The 15,868-nt window shown below is 63.6% G+C and carries 18 protein-coding genes; 10 read left to right on the forward strand and 8 right to left on the reverse strand.

Annotation, left to right across the window (positions count from 1 at the left end):
* Positions 1–11 precede the first annotated feature (11 nt).
* On the forward strand, positions 12–413 hold the full coding sequence (locus K3165_RS07015) for a hypothetical protein (RefSeq protein WP_221548038.1): 402 nt from the start codon (positions 12–14) through the stop codon (positions 411–413).
* On the opposite strand, the gene ubiB is transcribed toward K3165_RS07015, so the two are convergent.
* Together ubiB and K3165_RS07025 are read right to left on the reverse strand one after the other, a co-directional pair.
* Entirely contained in the window at positions 391–1,947 is a 1,557-nt protein-coding gene (ubiB, locus tag K3165_RS07020; protein ID WP_221548039.1) for a 2-polyprenylphenol 6-hydroxylase, read from the reverse strand. The two genes, K3165_RS07015 and ubiB, sit on opposite strands and share 23 nt — an antisense overlap.
* A 3-nt stretch (positions 1,948–1,950) precedes the next feature.
* Entirely contained in the window at positions 1,951–2,682 is a 732-nt protein-coding gene (locus tag K3165_RS07025) for a class I SAM-dependent methyltransferase (protein ID WP_221548362.1), read from the reverse strand.
* 68 nt (positions 2,683–2,750) lie between these two features.
* Here K3165_RS07025 and mutM point away from each other — a divergent pair, with 68 nt between their 5' ends.
* Complete coding sequence (gene mutM / locus K3165_RS07030) at positions 2,751–3,566, forward strand: bifunctional DNA-formamidopyrimidine glycosylase/DNA-(apurinic or apyrimidinic site) lyase (protein ID WP_221548040.1); 816 nt, start codon at positions 2,751–2,753, stop codon at positions 3,564–3,566.
* Between the two features lie 5 nt (positions 3,567–3,571).
* Positions 3,572–3,904, forward strand: a complete 333-nt coding sequence (locus tag K3165_RS07035; RefSeq protein WP_221548041.1) for a hypothetical protein — start codon at positions 3,572–3,574, stop codon at positions 3,902–3,904.
* 18 nt (positions 3,905–3,922) lie between these two features.
* Here K3165_RS07035 and K3165_RS07040 read toward each other — a convergent pair whose 3' ends face one another.
* The 3 genes from K3165_RS07040 to K3165_RS07050 all read right to left on the reverse strand — a co-directional run bounded on the left by K3165_RS07040 (position 3,923) and on the right by K3165_RS07050 (position 5,586).
* Positions 3,923–4,594, reverse strand: a complete 672-nt coding sequence (locus K3165_RS07040) for a glutathione S-transferase family protein (RefSeq protein ID WP_221432110.1) — start codon at positions 4,592–4,594, stop codon at positions 3,923–3,925.
* A gap of 99 nt (positions 4,595–4,693) precedes the next feature.
* The gene (locus K3165_RS07045; RefSeq protein WP_221548042.1) at positions 4,694–5,134 is read right to left on the reverse strand and encodes a hypothetical protein; all 441 of its coding nucleotides are present in this window, start codon (positions 5,132–5,134) and stop codon (positions 4,694–4,696) included.
* 71 nt (positions 5,135–5,205) lie between these two features.
* The gene (locus K3165_RS07050) at positions 5,206–5,586 is read right to left on the reverse strand and encodes a hypothetical protein (protein ID WP_221548043.1); all 381 of its coding nucleotides are present in this window, start codon (positions 5,584–5,586) and stop codon (positions 5,206–5,208) included.
* A 95-nt stretch (positions 5,587–5,681) separates the two neighbouring features.
* Here K3165_RS07050 and K3165_RS07055 point away from each other — a divergent pair, with 95 nt between their 5' ends.
* The 5 genes from K3165_RS07055 to fghA are packed head-to-tail and all read left to right on the forward strand — an operon-like array spanning position 5,682 to position 8,888.
* The gene (locus K3165_RS07055) at positions 5,682–6,791 is read left to right on the forward strand and encodes an S-(hydroxymethyl)glutathione dehydrogenase/class III alcohol dehydrogenase (protein ID WP_221548044.1); all 1,110 of its coding nucleotides are present in this window, start codon (positions 5,682–5,684) and stop codon (positions 6,789–6,791) included.
* The gene (locus tag K3165_RS07060) at positions 6,791–7,144 is read left to right on the forward strand and encodes a cupin domain-containing protein (protein WP_221548045.1); all 354 of its coding nucleotides are present in this window, start codon (positions 6,791–6,793) and stop codon (positions 7,142–7,144) included. Before K3165_RS07055 ends, K3165_RS07060 begins: the two co-directional genes overlap by 1 nt.
* A gap of 12 nt (positions 7,145–7,156) precedes the next feature.
* Positions 7,157–7,528 carry a VOC family protein gene (locus tag K3165_RS07065; RefSeq protein WP_221548046.1) on the forward strand — a complete coding sequence of 124 codons (372 nt, stop codon included), beginning with the start codon at positions 7,157–7,159 and terminating at the stop codon, positions 7,526–7,528.
* Positions 7,529–7,533: 5 nt separating this feature from the next.
* Positions 7,534–8,052, forward strand: coding sequence for a prolyl-tRNA synthetase associated domain-containing protein (locus K3165_RS07070; RefSeq protein WP_221548047.1), 519 nt, complete (start codon positions 7,534–7,536; stop codon positions 8,050–8,052).
* Positions 8,049–8,888 carry an S-formylglutathione hydrolase gene (gene fghA / locus K3165_RS07075; protein WP_221548048.1) on the forward strand — a complete coding sequence of 280 codons (840 nt, stop codon included), beginning with the start codon at positions 8,049–8,051 and terminating at the stop codon, positions 8,886–8,888. The genes K3165_RS07070 and fghA overlap by 4 nt, the downstream gene beginning before the upstream one ends.
* Positions 8,889–9,141: 253 nt before the next feature.
* Here fghA and K3165_RS07080 read toward each other — a convergent pair whose 3' ends face one another.
* From K3165_RS07080 to K3165_RS07090, 3 genes are all read right to left on the reverse strand, one after another.
* Positions 9,142–9,507 carry a SpoIIAA family protein gene (locus tag K3165_RS07080; protein WP_221548049.1) on the reverse strand — a complete coding sequence of 122 codons (366 nt, stop codon included), beginning with the start codon at positions 9,505–9,507 and terminating at the stop codon, positions 9,142–9,144.
* 109 nt (positions 9,508–9,616) lie between these two features.
* Complete coding sequence (locus K3165_RS07085; protein WP_221548050.1) at positions 9,617–10,192, reverse strand: hypothetical protein; 576 nt, start codon at positions 10,190–10,192, stop codon at positions 9,617–9,619.
* Positions 10,193–10,347: 155 nt separating this feature from the next.
* On the reverse strand, positions 10,348–11,568 hold the full coding sequence (locus K3165_RS07090) for a polyhydroxyalkanoate depolymerase (RefSeq protein WP_221548051.1): 1,221 nt from the start codon (positions 11,566–11,568) through the stop codon (positions 10,348–10,350).
* Positions 11,569–11,734: 166 nt separating this feature from the next.
* On the opposite strand from K3165_RS07090, the gene K3165_RS07095 reads away from it, so the two are divergent.
* On the forward strand, positions 11,735–13,546 hold the full coding sequence (locus tag K3165_RS07095) for an ABC transporter transmembrane domain-containing protein (RefSeq protein WP_221548052.1): 1,812 nt from the start codon (positions 11,735–11,737) through the stop codon (positions 13,544–13,546).
* A gap of 129 nt (positions 13,547–13,675) precedes the next feature.
* Positions 13,676–15,802 (forward strand): M13 family metallopeptidase, encoded by a 2,127-nt coding sequence (locus tag K3165_RS07100; protein WP_221548053.1) that lies wholly within the window; start codon positions 13,676–13,678, stop codon positions 15,800–15,802.
* Positions 15,803–15,868: the final 66 nt, after the last annotated feature.

Consider the following 15,868-nt stretch of genomic DNA (forward strand, 5'->3'; position numbering starts at 1 on the left):
GAATTTTCATCATGCATTTCATACTGGCAGCACTGCTGGCGCTGGGCGCAATACTCGACCTGGTGCTGGGCGCGAGCTTCTTCGTCGACCCTGCCACGGCGGGCATCGACTTCGGCCTCCAGTCGCCAACGCCCATGGGGCTATCGGCGATGCGCGGTGATTTCGCGGCCTTCTTCTGGGTGGCGGCAATCAGCTTGGGAGTAGGCGCATGGAAGCGGCGCGCAGACGTGCTCTGGCCCGCACTCGCTCTGTTCGCGATCGCTTTCACCGGGCGGCTGGTGAACCTGTTCGTGGTCGGAGACTATGACGGGTGGTGGCAGCCGATGACGGTCGAGGCGCTGCACGTCATCGTGATCGCGCTGGCGATCAAGACCTTCCCCTGGAACGGGACTAGCCCAGCAGCCCCTGCGTAAACGCAAACCATGCCGCGCCGCCACCGGCGGCAAAGGTGACTAGGTAGCGCAGCCAGCTGCGCTCCTTCTTCACGCGGCGTTCCCACATCAGTTCCACCTCGGGTAGCGGCGGCGGCTCGGGCGCGCCGCCCTTGGGCGGGAAGCGGTCCTCGATCCGGCGCACGAGGTCGGGGATGCGCAGCAGCGTCTCGGTATCCTCGCGGATGCGGTCGGCGATCGCGGCCTCGGGGCCCAGCTCGTCGCGAATCCAACTGCGGACATAGGGGGCGGAAACGTCCCACATGTTGATCTTCGGATTGAGCTGCGTGGCGATGCCTTCGACCATCACCATGGTCTTTTGCAGCAGCAGCAAATGCGGCTGTGTCTGCATGTCGAAATCGCGGGTGATTGCGAACAGTCCATCGAGCATCTGCCCGACCGACAACTCGCTCACCGGCTTGCCGCGCATCGGCTCGCCCACGGCGCGCAGCGCAGTCGCGAACTCGTCCACGTTGTGATAGCTCGGGACGTATTGCGCCTCGAAATGGATCTCGGCGACGCGTTTGTAATTGCCCGTCGTCAGGCCGTAGAGGATTTCCGCCAGCCACATGCGCGCACGCCGGTCGATCCGGCCCATGATGCCGAAATCGATCGCCGCGATGGTCCCGTCCGCTTTCACGAACAGGTTCCCCTGGTGCATGTCGGCGTGGAAGAAGCCTGCCGCGATAGCCTGCTTGAGGAATGCGAGGACGAGGCGGCTCGCCAGTTCGTCCATGTCGTGGCCCGCCGCGCGGATCGCCTCGGTATCGCTGATCTTGATCCCGTCGATCCAGTCGACGGTCATCACGCGGCCATTGGTGCGGTCCCAGTCGATGCCGGGGATCTCGTATTTCTCGGTGCCGACCATGTGGTCGGCCAGTTCCGAAGCGGAGGCTGCCTCGCGGCGCAGGTCGAGCTCGCGATTGGTCCAGCGCTTGAAATTGGCGATGACGAGCCGCGGGCGCAGGCGCGACGCTTCGCCGCCCATCGCCTCGACATGGGCTGCGGCCCATTCATAGGTATCGATGTCGCGCGCGAACTGCTCGCGCACGCCGGGGCGCAGGACCTTCACCGCGACCTGTCGGCCATCGGTGGTGACCGCACGGTGGACCTGCGCGATCGAGGCCGCGCCGACCGGTACGGGGTCGAATTCGGAATAGAGGCTTTCGAGCGGCTGTTCGAAGCTTGCCTCGATGCTCTGCTTGATCTTGTCGAAGCCTACCGGCGGCAAATCGTCCTGCAGCTTGAGCAGGTTGCGCGCGGCATCCTCGCCCACGAGGTCGGGGCGCGTCGCCAGCGTCTGGCCGAGCTTGATGGCGGCAGGGCCGATATCGCGGAAAGCACCGGCATAGTCCGGCTCTTTCGGCTGGATCGTGCCTAGACGGGCGATGCGCGCGAGGCGCTTGACCGGCGGCGGCGTGTTGGGATCACGCTCGATCCCGCGAAGCGCGCCGTGCTTCGCCAGCGTCCGGCCCCATTTGAGGAGCCGCCAGATATGCGTTGCGGGGCGTGCCACGCCTTAGACTTTCCACCCCGAATGGATGTTGACCGCGCCGCCGAGGATCTTCTCGACCCGCGTGTTTTCGAAGCCCGCATTGCGGATCATCGCTTCGAATTCGGGCGGCTTGGGGAAGCGGCGGATCGATTCGGCGAGGTAGCGATAGCTCTCCTCGTCATTGGCGATCGCCTTGCCGATCTTGGGCATGAGCTGGTGCGAATAGAGGTCGTAGACTTCCTTGAAGCCCGGCCAGTCGGTCTGGCTGAACTCCATGCAATAGAAGCGCCCGCCGAACTTCAGCACGCGGTGCGCCTCGCGCAGGGCCTTGTCGATGAAGGTCACATTCCGGATGCCGAAGACGATGGTGTAGGCATCGAAGGTGCGGCTACTGAAAGCCAGTTCCTCGGCGTTCTGGCGGCTCCACACCAAACCGTCGATTCCGCGCTCCATCGCGCGTTCGATGCCGACGTCGAGCATGTCCTGATTGATGTCCGAGACGGTAACGCTCGCGCCCTTTTCGGCCATGCGGAAGGCGATGTCGCCCGTGCCGCCCGCCATGTCGAGGATCTGCTCGCCCGGCTGGGGCTTCACGCGCTTGACGAAACGGTCCTTCCACAGACGATGCATGCCGCCGCTCATCGCGTCGTTCATGATGTCGTACTTGGCGGCAACGCTCGAAAAGATCTCGCCCACGCGGCCGGTCTTCTCGCTCGCATCGATATCTTCGTAGCCGAAGGAAACGGTGTCACTCATGGGCCTAGTCATGGTCAGGGGCCTTAGGGGGAATTGAGCGGAGCGCAAAGGGTGTTAGAGGGTATTTCATGCCGGAATTACCTGAAGTCGAAACAACGGTGCGCGGCCTTGCGCGGTTCCTGCAGGGCGAGACGATCACGCGGGTGACCGTCAACCGTCCCGATATGCGCCGCCCCTTCCCACCCGATCTGGTGCAGGCGCTGACCGGCGCGAGCGTGACGCATCTCTCGCGCCGGGCGAAATACGGCCTCATTCACACGAGCCGCGATCATGCGATGATTTTCCACCTCGGCATGAGCGGGCGCTGGCGGATCGACCCGGTGGAGGACGAGAAGCACGACCACCTCGTGATCGAGACTGCGGGCCACCGCTTCGCGCTCAACGACCCGCGCCGCTTCGGTTCGGTCGATCTGATGACGAGCGGCGAGCTGGTGACATGGAAACCCTTCGCCGCGCTGGGACCGGAGCCGCTGGGCGACGACCTCACCCCCGAACACCTGCGCGAGGCCACACGCGGGCGCAAACAGGCGATCAAGCTGCTGCTGCTCGACCAGACCATCGTGGCGGGCCTCGGCAATATCTATGTCTGCGAAGCGCTGTGGCATGCCGGCATCCACCCGCGAAAGGCAGGCGGGAAGGTGACCATGCCGCAGCTTCGCCGCCTCGTCCCCGCGATCAAGGACGTGCTGGAACGCTCCATCCGCGACGGCGGCAGCACCTTGCGTGATTTCGCCCAGCCCGACGGAAACCTCGGCTATTTCGCCACCCGCTTCCACGTCTACGGCCGCGAGGGCGAGCCCTGCCACCACGAGGACGGCGGCACGATCCGCCGCATCGTCCAAGGCGGGCGCAGCACGTGGTTCTGCCCGGTTTGTCAGAGGTGAGAGGCGTGATTGATGACGGGGCAATCCAGCTTGCCTTGGCGGACGACCGGTTTGGTTCGAATGCGTGGCTTACATTCTACCTTTTCGGAGACCCCGAAGCGCTCCGAGCTATGAAGCCCGGGCTGATTGCAATGGACGCGGTCAATCTCGATGGCGAGGAAGCTGGCTGCTTCTATGCAAAGGTGCCCGTTCAACTGGAACGAACCGAACTCGAGAGAACTATCGCGAATGTTCGCGCACTCAGCAGCGAGCATGACGTCAGAATCGACATAGTGGATCTCGACTCATCGGCAGATGTCAGTTCATCCAAATTCTTTACGCTATGGACGGCTCCGTAGCTTCAAAGCTCGCCACCCTCACAAATCCAGCGAAGCATATTCCCGCGGCGGCGGAAGCCCGTCCATCTTCTCGCTCAGCAGCGGGCGGAAGCTGGGGCGGCTTTTCATGACCATGTACCAGTCGCGCGCCTGTTCGTGGCCGCGCCAGTCGATGCCGCCGAGATAGTCCACCACCGAGAGATGCGCCGCGCAGGTGAGGTCGGCGAGGCTCAGCTGCGGCCCGGCGAGCCACTGGCGCGTGTCGACCAGCCAGTCGATATAGTCGAGGTGGCCGTGCAGCATCCGGCCCATCTGGCGCAGCACCTGCCCGTCGGGCGACTGGCGCAGGATGAGCCGCTTCTTCATCTTCTCGTGCAGCGCAGGCTCGGTCACGTCGGCGTAGAAATTCTCGTCGAACAGCGCGACGAGCCGGCGGATTTCCGCGCGCTGCATCGCATTGCCGCCGATCATCGGATTGCGCTCGACCGTCTCCTCGAGGAATTCGCAGATCGCCTGGCTGTCGCACAGCGTCACGCGGCGCGCCGGATCGTGCAGCACCGGGGTGCGGCCAGCGGGGTTCAGCTGCCAGAACGCATCGCGCCCGTCCCACGGATTTTCGCGGACGAGTTCATAGGCGACCGACTTCTCCGCCATGACGAGGCGCAGCTTGCGGCTGAAAGGACAAAGAGGGAATTGGTGGAGCTGCCACATTGCACCCACGCTATTGCATCAGCCGCACCCGCGCGTCCACCGGTCCAATAGGGGTATTTGAAGAATTTCCCGCAGCGGGACTATTCGCTTCTTCGATGGCTATTCTTGCGGCAGGCTTTCCTGCAGGCGCGCGGCCATCTCTTCGAGCGCCGGCCTCATCTCCTCCAGCGCCTCTGCCATCGTGCCCATAGCTTCCATCGCGCGCGGCAAATTGCGCTCGATTTCCTCCGGAATCCGGCCGGCTTCGGGAGCCATCGACCGCAGCGTGGTATCGCGGTCGACCTCGGGCATCTCCTCGCCCGACATCTCGCCGGCGGCTTCCATCAGCGGACCGAGCGGCAGGTCGAGCAGCACTTCGCTGAGCGTGCGCATCAGCATCGCGGTCTCGCGCTGGTATTCGGGATCGGAGAATTTCTGTGCGAGGTCGCCCTGTGCTTCTTCCTCGATCTCGGGCGCGGGCAGGTCCGCATCCTGCGCAAGCAGGGGTGCAGGCGCGGCGAGCGCGGCCAGCGACAATGCGGACAAAACGGACTTACGCATGGAATTTCCCCTCGGGAGCGGCATCTGGCGGTTTGCTACCGCGACGCCGCTGAAAGGGGGCTGAACGGCTCTCAGATGCCCGAGGCGTCGAGCAGCGTGAGGCAAGCCGGCATGATCGCTTCCACGGCCTCGAAACCCTCGCCCTGGAAAGATGCCATTTCGCGGTTCACCAGCGCATTCACGACATCATGCGTGAAGCGGGTATCTTCCATGATCTGTGCAGTCACCCGGACGAAGAATTCTTCACCGCGCGGTTCCATCGGCGGATATGCCTGCGCTCGCTCGTATCCGGCATCCTGACCGCCAGCGACGAGCCCGAAAGCGACCCCGCAGCGGAAATTGGTCTGCTGTTCGAGCGTCAGCGGCGGTATCTCGGGAGCCGGCTCTCTTTCCTGCGCGGACGCGGGAATCGAAAGCACTAGGGCTGTGGATGCGATGATGGACCTGATCATGGCGCGGCTTCTAGCTGCGCTTGCATGAACCGCAAGCAACTTGCCTGCCCCAGCGAGCTTCCCTACGCCATCGCCGAAGAGGAGATTCGTATCATATGAAAACCAGAGCTGCCGTCGCATTCGAAGCCAAGAAACCGCTGGAGATCGTCGAACTCGATCTCGAAGGTCCGAAAGAGGGCGAGGTTCTGGTCGAGATCAAGGCGACGGGCATCTGCCACACCGACGCCTACACGCTCGACGGGCTGGATAGCGAAGGACTGTTCCCCAGCGTTCTGGGCCATGAAGGCGCGGGCATCGTGCGCGAGGTCGGCAAGGGTGTGACCTCGGTGAAGCCGGGCGACCATGTCATCCCGCTCTACACGCCCGAATGCCGGCAGTGTAAGATGTGCCTTTCCGGCAAGACGAACCTGTGCAGCGCCATCCGCGAGACGCAAGGCAAGGGGCTCATGCCAGATGGCACGACCCGCTTCAGCTACCAGGGCAAGCCGATCTACCACTACATGGGCTGCTCGACCTTCTCGAACTTCACCGTCCTGCCCGAAATCGCGGTTGCGAAAATCCGCGAGGACGCGCCCTTCCACACCAGCTGCTACATCGGCTGCGGCGTGACGACGGGCGTTGGCGCCGTGGTGAATACCGCGCAGGTCAAGCCGGGCGACAATGTCGTGATCTTCGGCCTCGGCGGGATTGGCCTCAATGTCATCCAGGGCGCGAAGATGTCGGGCGCGGACCGGATCGTCGGCGTCGACATCAATCCGGACAAGCGCAGCTATGCCGAGCATTTCGGCATGACCGACTTCATCAACCCCAAGGAAGTGACAGACGTTGTCGCGACCATCGTCGAAATGCTCGACGGCGGAGCGGATTACAGCTTCGACTGCACCGGCAATACCGATGTTATGCGGCAGGCACTGGAATGCTGCCACAAGGGCTGGGGCACATCGATCATCATCGGCGTGGCCGAAGCTGGCAAGACCATCGAAACGCGCCCCTTCCAGCTGGTGACGGGCCGCAACTGGCGCGGCACGGCTTTCGGCGGGGCCAAGGGCCGTACCGACGTGCCCAAGATCGTCGACTGGTACATGGACGGCAAGATCCAGATCGATCCGATGATCACCCATGTCCTCAAGCTCGAGGAAATCAACAAGGGCTTCGACCTGATGCATGCGGGCGAAAGCATCCGCAGCGTGGTCGTCTTCGACTGATGCCTTCCAAGGTGACCCTCGCCGAGAAGTTCGCTGGCTTCAGCGAGCACTGGGCGCCGCGCATTGTCGCGCGCTACGAAGGTCACGAGGTCCGTATCGCCAAGCTCGAAGGCGAGTTCGACTGGCACAGCCACACGCATGACGAGCTGTTCCTGTGCGTGGACGGCGAACTCGACATCCTCTTCCGCGACCGCACGGAGACGCTCTTGCCCGGCGACCTGCTGCTGATCGAGGCGGGAGAGGAGCACAAGCCATTCGCGCGCAAGGGCGAGGTGCAGGTCCTGCTGCTGGACCCGGAAAATGCGCCGAATACCGGAGATGAAGCAACTGCGACCAAGGCGGTCGAGGCATAAGGAGAGAGACCCATGTACAGTCACATGATGGTAGGTTCGAACGACATCGAACGTTCGAAGAAATTCTACGATGCGACCTTCAAGGCGATCGGCGGACGCGAGGCGATCGTCGATGACAAGGGACGCCTGATGTATCTCTACAATAACGGCGCGTTCCTCGTGACCAAGCCGATCGACGGCGAACCGGCAACGGCGGGAAATGGCTGCACGATCGGTTTCGCAATGACCCCCGAACAGGCTGACGCATGGCATGCAGCCGGCGTCGAAGCCGGCGGTACGGCAATCGAAGATCCGCCGGGCGAACGCCCCGGCTCGGGCATGTACCTCGCCTACCTGCGCGATCCGGACGGTAACAAGCTCTGCGCCCTTCACCGGATGGGCTGAGCCGCTTGAGCGATCGCGCGAACCGCGGCGAAGCGGGATTGCGGGAGGACCTGGACGCCCTCGCAATCCCCTTCGAGCATCACGAGCACGAGGCGGTTTTCACCGTCGAGGAAAGCCGCGGGATCAAGGCGAGCATTCCGGGCGAGCATACCAAGAACCTGTTCCTGAAGGACAAGGACGGCGCGTTCTGGCTGGTCACCGTACCGGGCGAGATGCGCGTCGACCTGAAGGCGCTCCCGCAGGCTATCGGCTGCAAGCGCGTGAGCTTCGGCAAGCCCGATGACATGGAACGCCTGCTCGGCCTCACGCCCGGTTCCGTCACCCCGCTCGGAGCGATCCATTCGGAGCCCGGCAGCATCACCGTGGTCCTCGACCGGAGCCTTGCCGAGGCAGGGCGCGTCAACGTCCACCCGCTTCGCAATACCGCGACCATCGGCCTGTCCGGCGCGGACACCTTGCGGCTGCTGGAGCATTGGGGACATGCGCCGATGATCGCAGACATTCCAGCACAGGACCCCGCATGACGCTCGACTACCTATCCCAGAACAAGGCTTTCGGAGGCGACCAGTTCGTCCTCTCGCACCACTCGGAAGCGACGGGGACCGAGATGACCTTCTCGGTCTATGTCCCGCCGCATGAAGAAGGCGCGAAGCTGCCGGTGCTCTGGTATCTCTCGGGCCTCACCTGCACCCATGCCAATGTCACCGAGAAGGGCGAATACCGGCAGGCATGCGCCGAGCATGGCGTGATTTTCGTCGCGCCCGACACATCCCCGCGCGGCGAGGACGTGCCCGATGCGTCTGACGAATATGATTTCGGCAAGGGCGCGGGCTTCTATGTCGATGCAACGCAGCAGCCATGGTCCAAGCACTACCGCATGCGCAGCTACATCGAAGACGAACTGCCGGGCGTGATCGAAGCGAACTTCCCCGCCGACATGACGAGGCAGGGCATCACCGGCCACTCGATGGGCGGCCACGGCGCCCTCACCATCGCCCTGCGCAATGCGGACCGCTTCCGCTCGGTAAGCGCCTTCGCCCCCATCGTCGCTCCGAGCAAGGTGCCATGGGGCGATAAGGCTCTGGGCCGCTATCTCGGAGACGACCGCGAAGCCTGGGCCGAATACGACGCGGTCGCGCTGATCGAAAACGGCGCGCGGGTGGACCACCTGCTCGTCGACCAGGGCACGGCAGACAATTTCCTCGAGGAACAGCTCAAAACCGGCCTGCTATCCGTCGCCTGCGCCAAGGCGGGCATCCCCGCCGACATCCGCATGCAGGAAGGCTACGACCACTCCTACTACTTCATCTCGACCTTCATGGCCGAACATGTCGCGTGGCACGCTGAGCGATTAGTCTGATTCTTCCAATCACTTTCACCTGAAATGACAATAACTTTCGCCTCTCATCACTTTGGCGAAGGGCGCTCGAATGGCATTTACAGAAGAAGAAAAACGCGAGTGGCATGAGCAAAAGCGGCTGCGAGAACAGCCAAAACCACGCCCCAGACCAGAGGCAATTGCGACCTGTATCGTCTGCCACCAACCTTTTGGCGTGGGAGAAGGTTCGCCGTTTTCCGAGTTTCCAATCTGTGACGTCTGTGACGGCTAGCCCTTAAAGCGCCAGCCACGCCTCCGCGACGTCCACGGCGTCATAATCGAAGCTCTTGATATCGATGCCGGGGATCAGCGCGCCTTCGAGTTCGACGGCTTTCTTCATCCAGTCGGAATCCGTCAGCACCGCGCATTTGTCGAACGCGCCGAGCATCTTGAAGAGCTTTGGCAGGCGGCTGAACTCGACGCCGATCGCGCCCAGTGTGGGCAGTTCGAAATTGGTGATCCGGTAGAACATCTTGCCGCCGGTCATGCCTTCGGACTTCTCGATCAGATCGTCGAGCGCCTTGCGCATGATGTCTGCGTCGACCTTGCCGTCCAGTACGATATCGACCCGGTCGGCAGCAGGCTTGGTTATGGTCAGCATGGGTCATCCCCTCGTGCAGCCGCGACACTGGCACTCGCTGGGCGCAGCCTACCACAAGACGCCGCCGGATGGCAGGGGCGACACAAGCGGCCGCCCCTGAAGCTTCCGATTACTCGTCCGCAGGCGCGATCCGGACCATCAGATGCGCAAAGGGCGTGTCCTTCCACATCACGTAGACCGGAGCCGAGGTGTCGTTGGTCATGCCCTCGTAAAGCGCGGGATCGGGCAGGATGATCATCAGGTGCGGACCGTCCTTGATCCACATATTGTCATCGGTGGGCTCGGTCGCGCCGGGGTCGAGATTGCTCACCCCCGGGGCGCCGCCCTCGCCAGCGAGCATGTAGGAGACGCCGAACTTGCCGGTCGGGAAGGCTTCGCCTGCCTGCAGTGCCCCGAGCGCTTCCATCCATGTGGCGTCGTTGCACATCGGTCCCATGCCCGGTGTCTCGGCAATGCAGGTCCAGCCGTTCGAGCCTTCGCGCAGGACATTGCCATCCGCATCGAGCACGGTGGCATCGCCCGTCACGTCGTCGGGACCTGCGGACAGGGCGCTTTCCATCGGTGTCTGTTCGGCAGCGGCGGTATCGGCAGCTCCTTCGGTGCCTGTGTCAGTCTCTTCGACCTTGGTGCAGCCGGTAGCCAGGGCAAGCAGCGCGATTGCTGCGAGAGCGTCGGATTTCCTCATGGTTTCCTCCCATCGAGCGACCCTCTCAATGGGAAAAACATAGCCGCGCACCGCCGATTTCGCAAAGCGGCAGCAAGCCGTTCAAATGGCTGATCTTCACGTCCACTGCGGAAGGGACAGCAGGGCGTCCGCGAATGGGAGCGAGCGAGTCGCTCCTATCCGTGCTCGGCGACGAATTCCTCGACCACAGGAGCGATCTTCTCGCGCCACTTGCTGCCATTGAAGATGCCGTAATGCCCGGCGCCCTCGGCCATGTAGTAGCGCTTCTTCGCGTCCTTGAGGTTCGGCGTCAGGTCCAGCGCCGCCTTGGTCTGGCCGAGGCCGGAAATATCGTCACGCTGGCCTTCGATCGCGAGCAGCGCGGTCTCGGTGATATCGCCGAGATCGATGCGCTTGCCGCGGTGCATGAAGGTGCCGTTGGGGATCGCGTGGTCCTGGAAGACCTCCTGCACGGTCTGCAGGTAGAATTCCGCGGTCATGTCGCAGACGCTGCGGTATTCGTCGTAGAAATCCTTGGTCGCCTGCGCGCTCGCCTCGTCGCCCACGGTGAGGTGTTTGAACATCTCGTAATGGCTCATCATGTGGTTGCCGAGGTTCATGCTCATGAAGCCGGCTAGCTGCATGAAGCCGGGATAGACCCGGCGTCCGGAGCCGCGATACTGCATCGGCACGGTGGCGATCACGTTCTGGCGGAACCACTCGATCGGACGTTCCATCGCGAGGTCGTTGACGCTGGTGGGCGAGCAACGCGTGTCGATCGGGCCGCCCATCATGGTCAGCGTCTTCGGCGCGCAGGGGTGCTTGTCGCGGTTCATGATCGCGGTTGCCGCGAAGACCGGGACCGAAGGCTGGCACACGGCCATCACATGCGCGCCTTCCCCGATGTGTTCGAGGAACTCGATCACGTAATCCATGTAATCGTCGAGATCGAAATGCCCCTCGTGCAGCGGCACGTTGCGCGCATCGGCCCAGTCGGTGACATAGACCGTGTAATTTTCGAGCATCCGCTCGACCGTGCCGCGCAGCAGCGTGGCATAGTGCCCGCTCATCGGGGCGACGACCAGCAGGCGCGGAGCATCCTCGGGCAGGTCTGCGCGGCGGAAGCGCTTGAGGTCGCCGAAGGGCTTGTTGACCACAGTCGCCTCGACAACCGGATGACGCTTGCCACCTGCCTCGACCGTTTCGATACCCCATGCAGGCTTGCCATAGGTCGCGGTGGCGTGGGCAAAGACGTCGAGCGCGCTCGAGACGATGGGGCCCATACCCATGTAACCGAAAGGCAGCGCGGGATTGGACAGCATCTCGGCCCCGATCGAGGCCCAGGTGCTGGCGCTCGAAAGCCAGCTGCGCTGCAGTTCATAGGCGTGGTAAAGCATTCTCGTCCCCTGCGGCCCGCTGTTGTGTTGTTTTTTGAGGCGGGATCAACGTGGACGGGGACTGTGCCCCGAGGATTGTCATTGTGCAATGCACAAACTGGGTAAAAGTGCCGGTAAGGCGCCTCACCTGTGGATTTTGCGTCGCACCGACACTAGGTGAGCGCTCATGGACGAGACGGGCGCCCAGACCGACAAGAAGCGCAAGCTGTTCGCGCGCCGCCGCAAGGGCGAGCCGCGTTCGCTCAAGCCGCTGCGCATGGTATTCGATGAATTGCGCAATTATCCCGGCCATGTGGCGCTGGCCTTTACCGCACTGGTCATCACCGCCACCGCGACGCTCGCCATTCCGGCTGGCCTGCGCTTCGTGGTCGACCAGGGCATGGGCGGCGACGGTTCGCAGCTGACCTTCTGGTTCCGCGTCCTGCTCGGGATTGTCGCCGTGCTCGCGCTGGGCACTGCAATGCGTTTCTATTTCGTCAGCTGGCTGGGCGAGCGCGTGGTCGCCGATGTGCGCAAGCGCGTGCAGGCGAACCTGCTGCGGCTCGCCCCCGGATTTTACGAAGTGAACAGCCCCAAGGAAATCTCCAGCCGCATGACCAGCGATACCGCGCTGATCGAGAACATGGTGGGCACCACCGTGTCCGTGGCGCTGCGGAACATCCTCGTGGCATTGGGCGGCACGGCCTATCTCTTCTACCTCGTGCCCGGGCTGACCATCGGGATGCTGCTGATCATCCCGTTGATCGTGGTCCCCCTGACCGTTTTCGGACGCCGCCTGCGCAAGGTCAGCCGCACCAGCCAGGACCGCGTGGCCGATATCGGTGCCAATGTGACCGAAGTACTCTCCGCGATGAAGATCGTGCAAGGCTTCAACCAGGAAAGCCGCGAGCAGGCCCGCTTCGGCGATACGGTGGAGCGGACTTTCACCGTCGCCAAGCGCCGGATCATCATCCGCGCCGCGCTGACCGCCTGCATCATCCTGTTCGTCTTCGGTGGCATCACCATGCTCGTCTGGAAGGGCGCGGAAGCGGCCAATGACGGCACGATCAGCTACGGCACCATCGTGTCTTTCGTCTTTGCCGCGGCTCTCGTGGCAGGCGCATTCGGAGCGTTGACCGAAGTCTATGGCGACCTGCTGCGGGCCGCCGGTGCCGCGAGCCGCCTGTCCGAACTGCTCGAGGAAACGCCCGGGATCGCCGCGCCCGACAAGCCGATGGCGCTGCCCACACCGCCGCGCGGCAGCCTGTCCTTCCGCAATGTGAACTTCCGCTATCCCACGCGGCCCGAAACCCCCGCGCTGGAAGATTTCAGCCTCGAGGTGGAGCCGGGCGAGACGGTCGCCATCGTCGGCCCCTCCGGCGCCGGCAAGTCGACGATCTTCCAGCTGGTCGAGCGGTTCTACGATCCGCAGAGCGGCACCGTCCGCCTCGACGGCATTGCGCTGACCAAGGCCGATCCGGCCGAAATCCGCTCGCGCATCGCCTTCGTGCCGCAGGAAGGCGTGCTCTTCTCCGCCAGCGCACGCGACAATCTGCGCTACGGCAATTGGGACGCGAGCGAGGAACAGATCTGGGCTGCGGCGCGTGCCGCCAATGCTGCCGAGTTCCTCGAGAACCTGCCGCAAGGCCTCGACACCCATCTGGGCGAGAACGGCACCCAGCTTTCGGGAGGCCAGCGCCAGCGGATCGCAATCGCCCGCGCGCTCCTGCGCGATGCGCCGATCCTGCTGCTCGACGAAGCCACCAGTGCGCTCGATGCGGAAAGCGAACGGCTGGTGCAGGACGCGCTCGAGCACCTGATGGAAGACCGCACCACTTTGGTCATCGCCCATCGCCTCGCCACCGTGCGCGCGGCCGATCGCATCGTGGTGATGGAAGACGGGCGCATCGTCGAACAGGGCACACACACCCAGCTTGCCGGCAATGGCGGGCTCTATGCGCGCCTCGCCAAGCTGCAATTCGGCACCGAAACCGCGTAAATCCTCGACCAATCGGGTCATCCACCCGACGAAGGGCGACTCCTGTCTCACCAGTCTGCTAGCCAGACCGGGCAAGGCCGCGTGCGTGTGGGGAACACCGCCGGTCACCAGATTACCGGGAGATTTTACATGACCAGGACACTTCTTGCTGCGGGTGCATCTGCATTCGCACTGATGCTCGCGGCCCCCGCCGCAGCCGAGGAAGCCGAAAGCGAAAGCACCGCGCCGACGATGGATTTCGGTAGCTGGGGCGTCGGCACCGACATGATCGACCAGGACGTCGATCCGGGCGACGACTTCAACGCCTATGTCAACGGACGCTGGATCGCCGAGAACGAGATCCCGGGCGACCGCAACCGCTACGGCGCCTTCGACATGCTGCGCGAAGAAGCGATCTATGACGTGCGCCGCCTGGTGAACGACCTCGTCGCATCGGACCCGGCGCCGGGCACTGCCGCGCGCCGCATCGTCGATGCCTACAAGTCCTACATGGATGTCGCGGCGATCGACGCTTCGGGCCTCGCACCTGCACAGCCCTATCTCGGCAAGATCTACGGTGCGCAGACTCTCGCCGACCTTACCGAGCTGTTCGGCACTCCAGGCTATCCTTCGCTGGTAAGCGCTGGCGTCGGCATCGATGCGCGCAACCCGACCCAATATGCCGTCAGCATCGGCTTCGACGGCATGGGCCTGCCCGACCGCGATTACTATCTCGTCGATTCGGAGAACAATCTCGAAATCCGCGCCGCCTATCTCGACTACCTGACGCAAGTCCTGACCATGGCCGGCTATGCCGATGGTCGCAGCGCTGCCGAGGCGGTCTATGCCTTCGAAACCGAAGTCGCGAAGCTGGAATGGGCGCGCCAGATGCTGCGCCGTCCGCAGCTGACCTACAACGTCCTTTCGCGCGACGAGCTCTCCGCAATGGCCGGCGACTTCCCGATCGACACGCTGCTGAGCACGGCACAGTTCGACGGCGAAACGCGCTTCCTTGCTCGCCAGCTGCCCCCGACCGAGGAGGAAATGTCGGACGAAAAGCTGACCGACGAGCAGCGCGCCATGATCGGCGGCGGCCTTCCGGGCATGATGAAGCTGCTGACCGAAACCCCGCTGCCGACGATCAAGGCATACATGGCCAAGAGCTTCCTCGGCTCGAACGCGGCGCTCCTGTCGACCGAGCTCGACGAGGCAGTGTTCGATTTCTACGGCCGCACGATCAATGGCCGCGAACAGCAGCAGGATCGCTGGAAGCGCGGCATTTCGGCAGTCGAAAGCGCGCTCGGCGAACAGCTCGGCGCGCTTTACGTAGAGCGGTACTTCCCGCCCGAGAGCAAGGCCCGCATGGACACGCTCGTCGCCAACCTCCAGCGCGCCATGTCGGGTGCGCTCGACCGCAACGAGTGGATGACGCCCGACACGATCGAGCAGGCCCGCGCCAAGCTCAACGGCTTCACCCCGATGATCGGTTATCCCGACGAGTTCGAGACCTATGAAGGTCTCGAGATCGATCCGACCGACCCGCTCGGCAACGCGATGAACGCGCGAGCATGGAACACCGAAGACAATCGCAAGCGTCTCGGCACCGAAGTCGATCCGACCGAATGGGGCATGTTCCCGCAGACCGTGAACGCCTATTATTCCCCGCTCACCAACCGCATCGTCTTCCCCGCTGCTATCCTGCAGCCGCCGTTCTTCAATGCCGAGGCCGACGAAGCCGTGAACTATGGCGGTATCGGTGCAGTGATCGGTCACGAGATCGGCCACGGCTATGACGACCAGGGCAGCCAGTTCGATGCCGAAGGCACTCTGCGCAACTGGTGGCAGGACGCGGACCGCGAGGGCTTCGAACAGTACACCGCGCGCATGGCCGAGTTCATCGAGGCCTATTGTCCGGTCGAAAGCGCCGAAGGCCCCGTCTGCCTGCGCGGCGGCCAGTCGATGGGCGAGACGCTGGGCGACGTGGTCGGCCTGCAGATGGCCTACCGTGCCTACAAGCTTTCGCTGAACGGCGAGGAAGCCCCCGTGATCGACGGCCTCACCGGCGACCAGCGCTTCTTCCTCGGCTTCGCGCAGATCTGGCGCGGGATGGAGCGCGAGGAGAGCTTGCGTAACCGCGTCATGACCGCGAACCACCCGCCGGGCGAATTCCGCCTCAACAATGCCGTACGTCACCTCGATGCCTGGTACGATGCGTTTGGTGTCACCGAAGACGATGCGCTCTACCTGCCGCCCGAAGAGCGTATCAGCATCTGGTAACCCTTTCTCCCGAGAGAGGAGTGGAAACCCCGTCGGCCTGCTTGGCCGGCGGGGTTTTTGTTGACT

Source organism: Qipengyuania xiamenensis (genome assembly GCF_019711495.1).
GTDB classification, from domain to species: Bacteria; Pseudomonadota; Alphaproteobacteria; order Sphingomonadales; family Sphingomonadaceae; genus Qipengyuania; species Qipengyuania xiamenensis.

Coding starts and splice junctions, on each gene's coding strand:
- K3165_RS07095 (WP_221548052.1), top strand. CDS start 11,735: ATGGACGAGACGGGCGCCCAGACCGACAAGAAGCGCAAGCTGTTCGCG.
- K3165_RS07090 (WP_221548051.1), bottom strand. CDS start 11,568: ATGCTTTACCACGCCTATGAACTGCAGCGCAGCTGGCTTTCGAGCGCC.
- K3165_RS07040 (WP_221432110.1), bottom strand. CDS start 4,594: ATGTGGCAGCTCCACCAATTCCCTCTTTGTCCTTTCAGCCGCAAGCTG.
- K3165_RS07060 (WP_221548045.1), top strand. CDS start 6,791: ATGCCTTCCAAGGTGACCCTCGCCGAGAAGTTCGCTGGCTTCAGCGAG.
- mutM (WP_221548040.1), top strand. CDS start 2,751: ATGCCGGAATTACCTGAAGTCGAAACAACGGTGCGCGGCCTTGCGCGG.
- K3165_RS07045 (WP_221548042.1), bottom strand. CDS start 5,134: ATGCGTAAGTCCGTTTTGTCCGCATTGTCGCTGGCCGCGCTCGCCGCG.
- K3165_RS07085 (WP_221548050.1), bottom strand. CDS start 10,192: ATGAGGAAATCCGACGCTCTCGCAGCAATCGCGCTGCTTGCCCTGGCT.
- K3165_RS07100 (WP_221548053.1), top strand. CDS start 13,676: ATGACCAGGACACTTCTTGCTGCGGGTGCATCTGCATTCGCACTGATG.
- K3165_RS07080 (WP_221548049.1), bottom strand. CDS start 9,507: ATGCTGACCATAACCAAGCCTGCTGCCGACCGGGTCGATATCGTACTG.
- K3165_RS07025 (WP_221548362.1), bottom strand. CDS start 2,682: ATGAGTGACACCGTTTCCTTCGGCTACGAAGATATCGATGCGAGCGAG.
- K3165_RS07065 (WP_221548046.1), top strand. CDS start 7,157: ATGTACAGTCACATGATGGTAGGTTCGAACGACATCGAACGTTCGAAG.
- K3165_RS07015 (WP_221548038.1), top strand. CDS start 12: ATGCATTTCATACTGGCAGCACTGCTGGCGCTGGGCGCAATACTCGAC.
- K3165_RS07055 (WP_221548044.1), top strand. CDS start 5,682: ATGAAAACCAGAGCTGCCGTCGCATTCGAAGCCAAGAAACCGCTGGAG.
- fghA (WP_221548048.1), top strand. CDS start 8,049: ATGACGCTCGACTACCTATCCCAGAACAAGGCTTTCGGAGGCGACCAG.
- K3165_RS07050 (WP_221548043.1), bottom strand. CDS start 5,586: ATGATCAGGTCCATCATCGCATCCACAGCCCTAGTGCTTTCGATTCCC.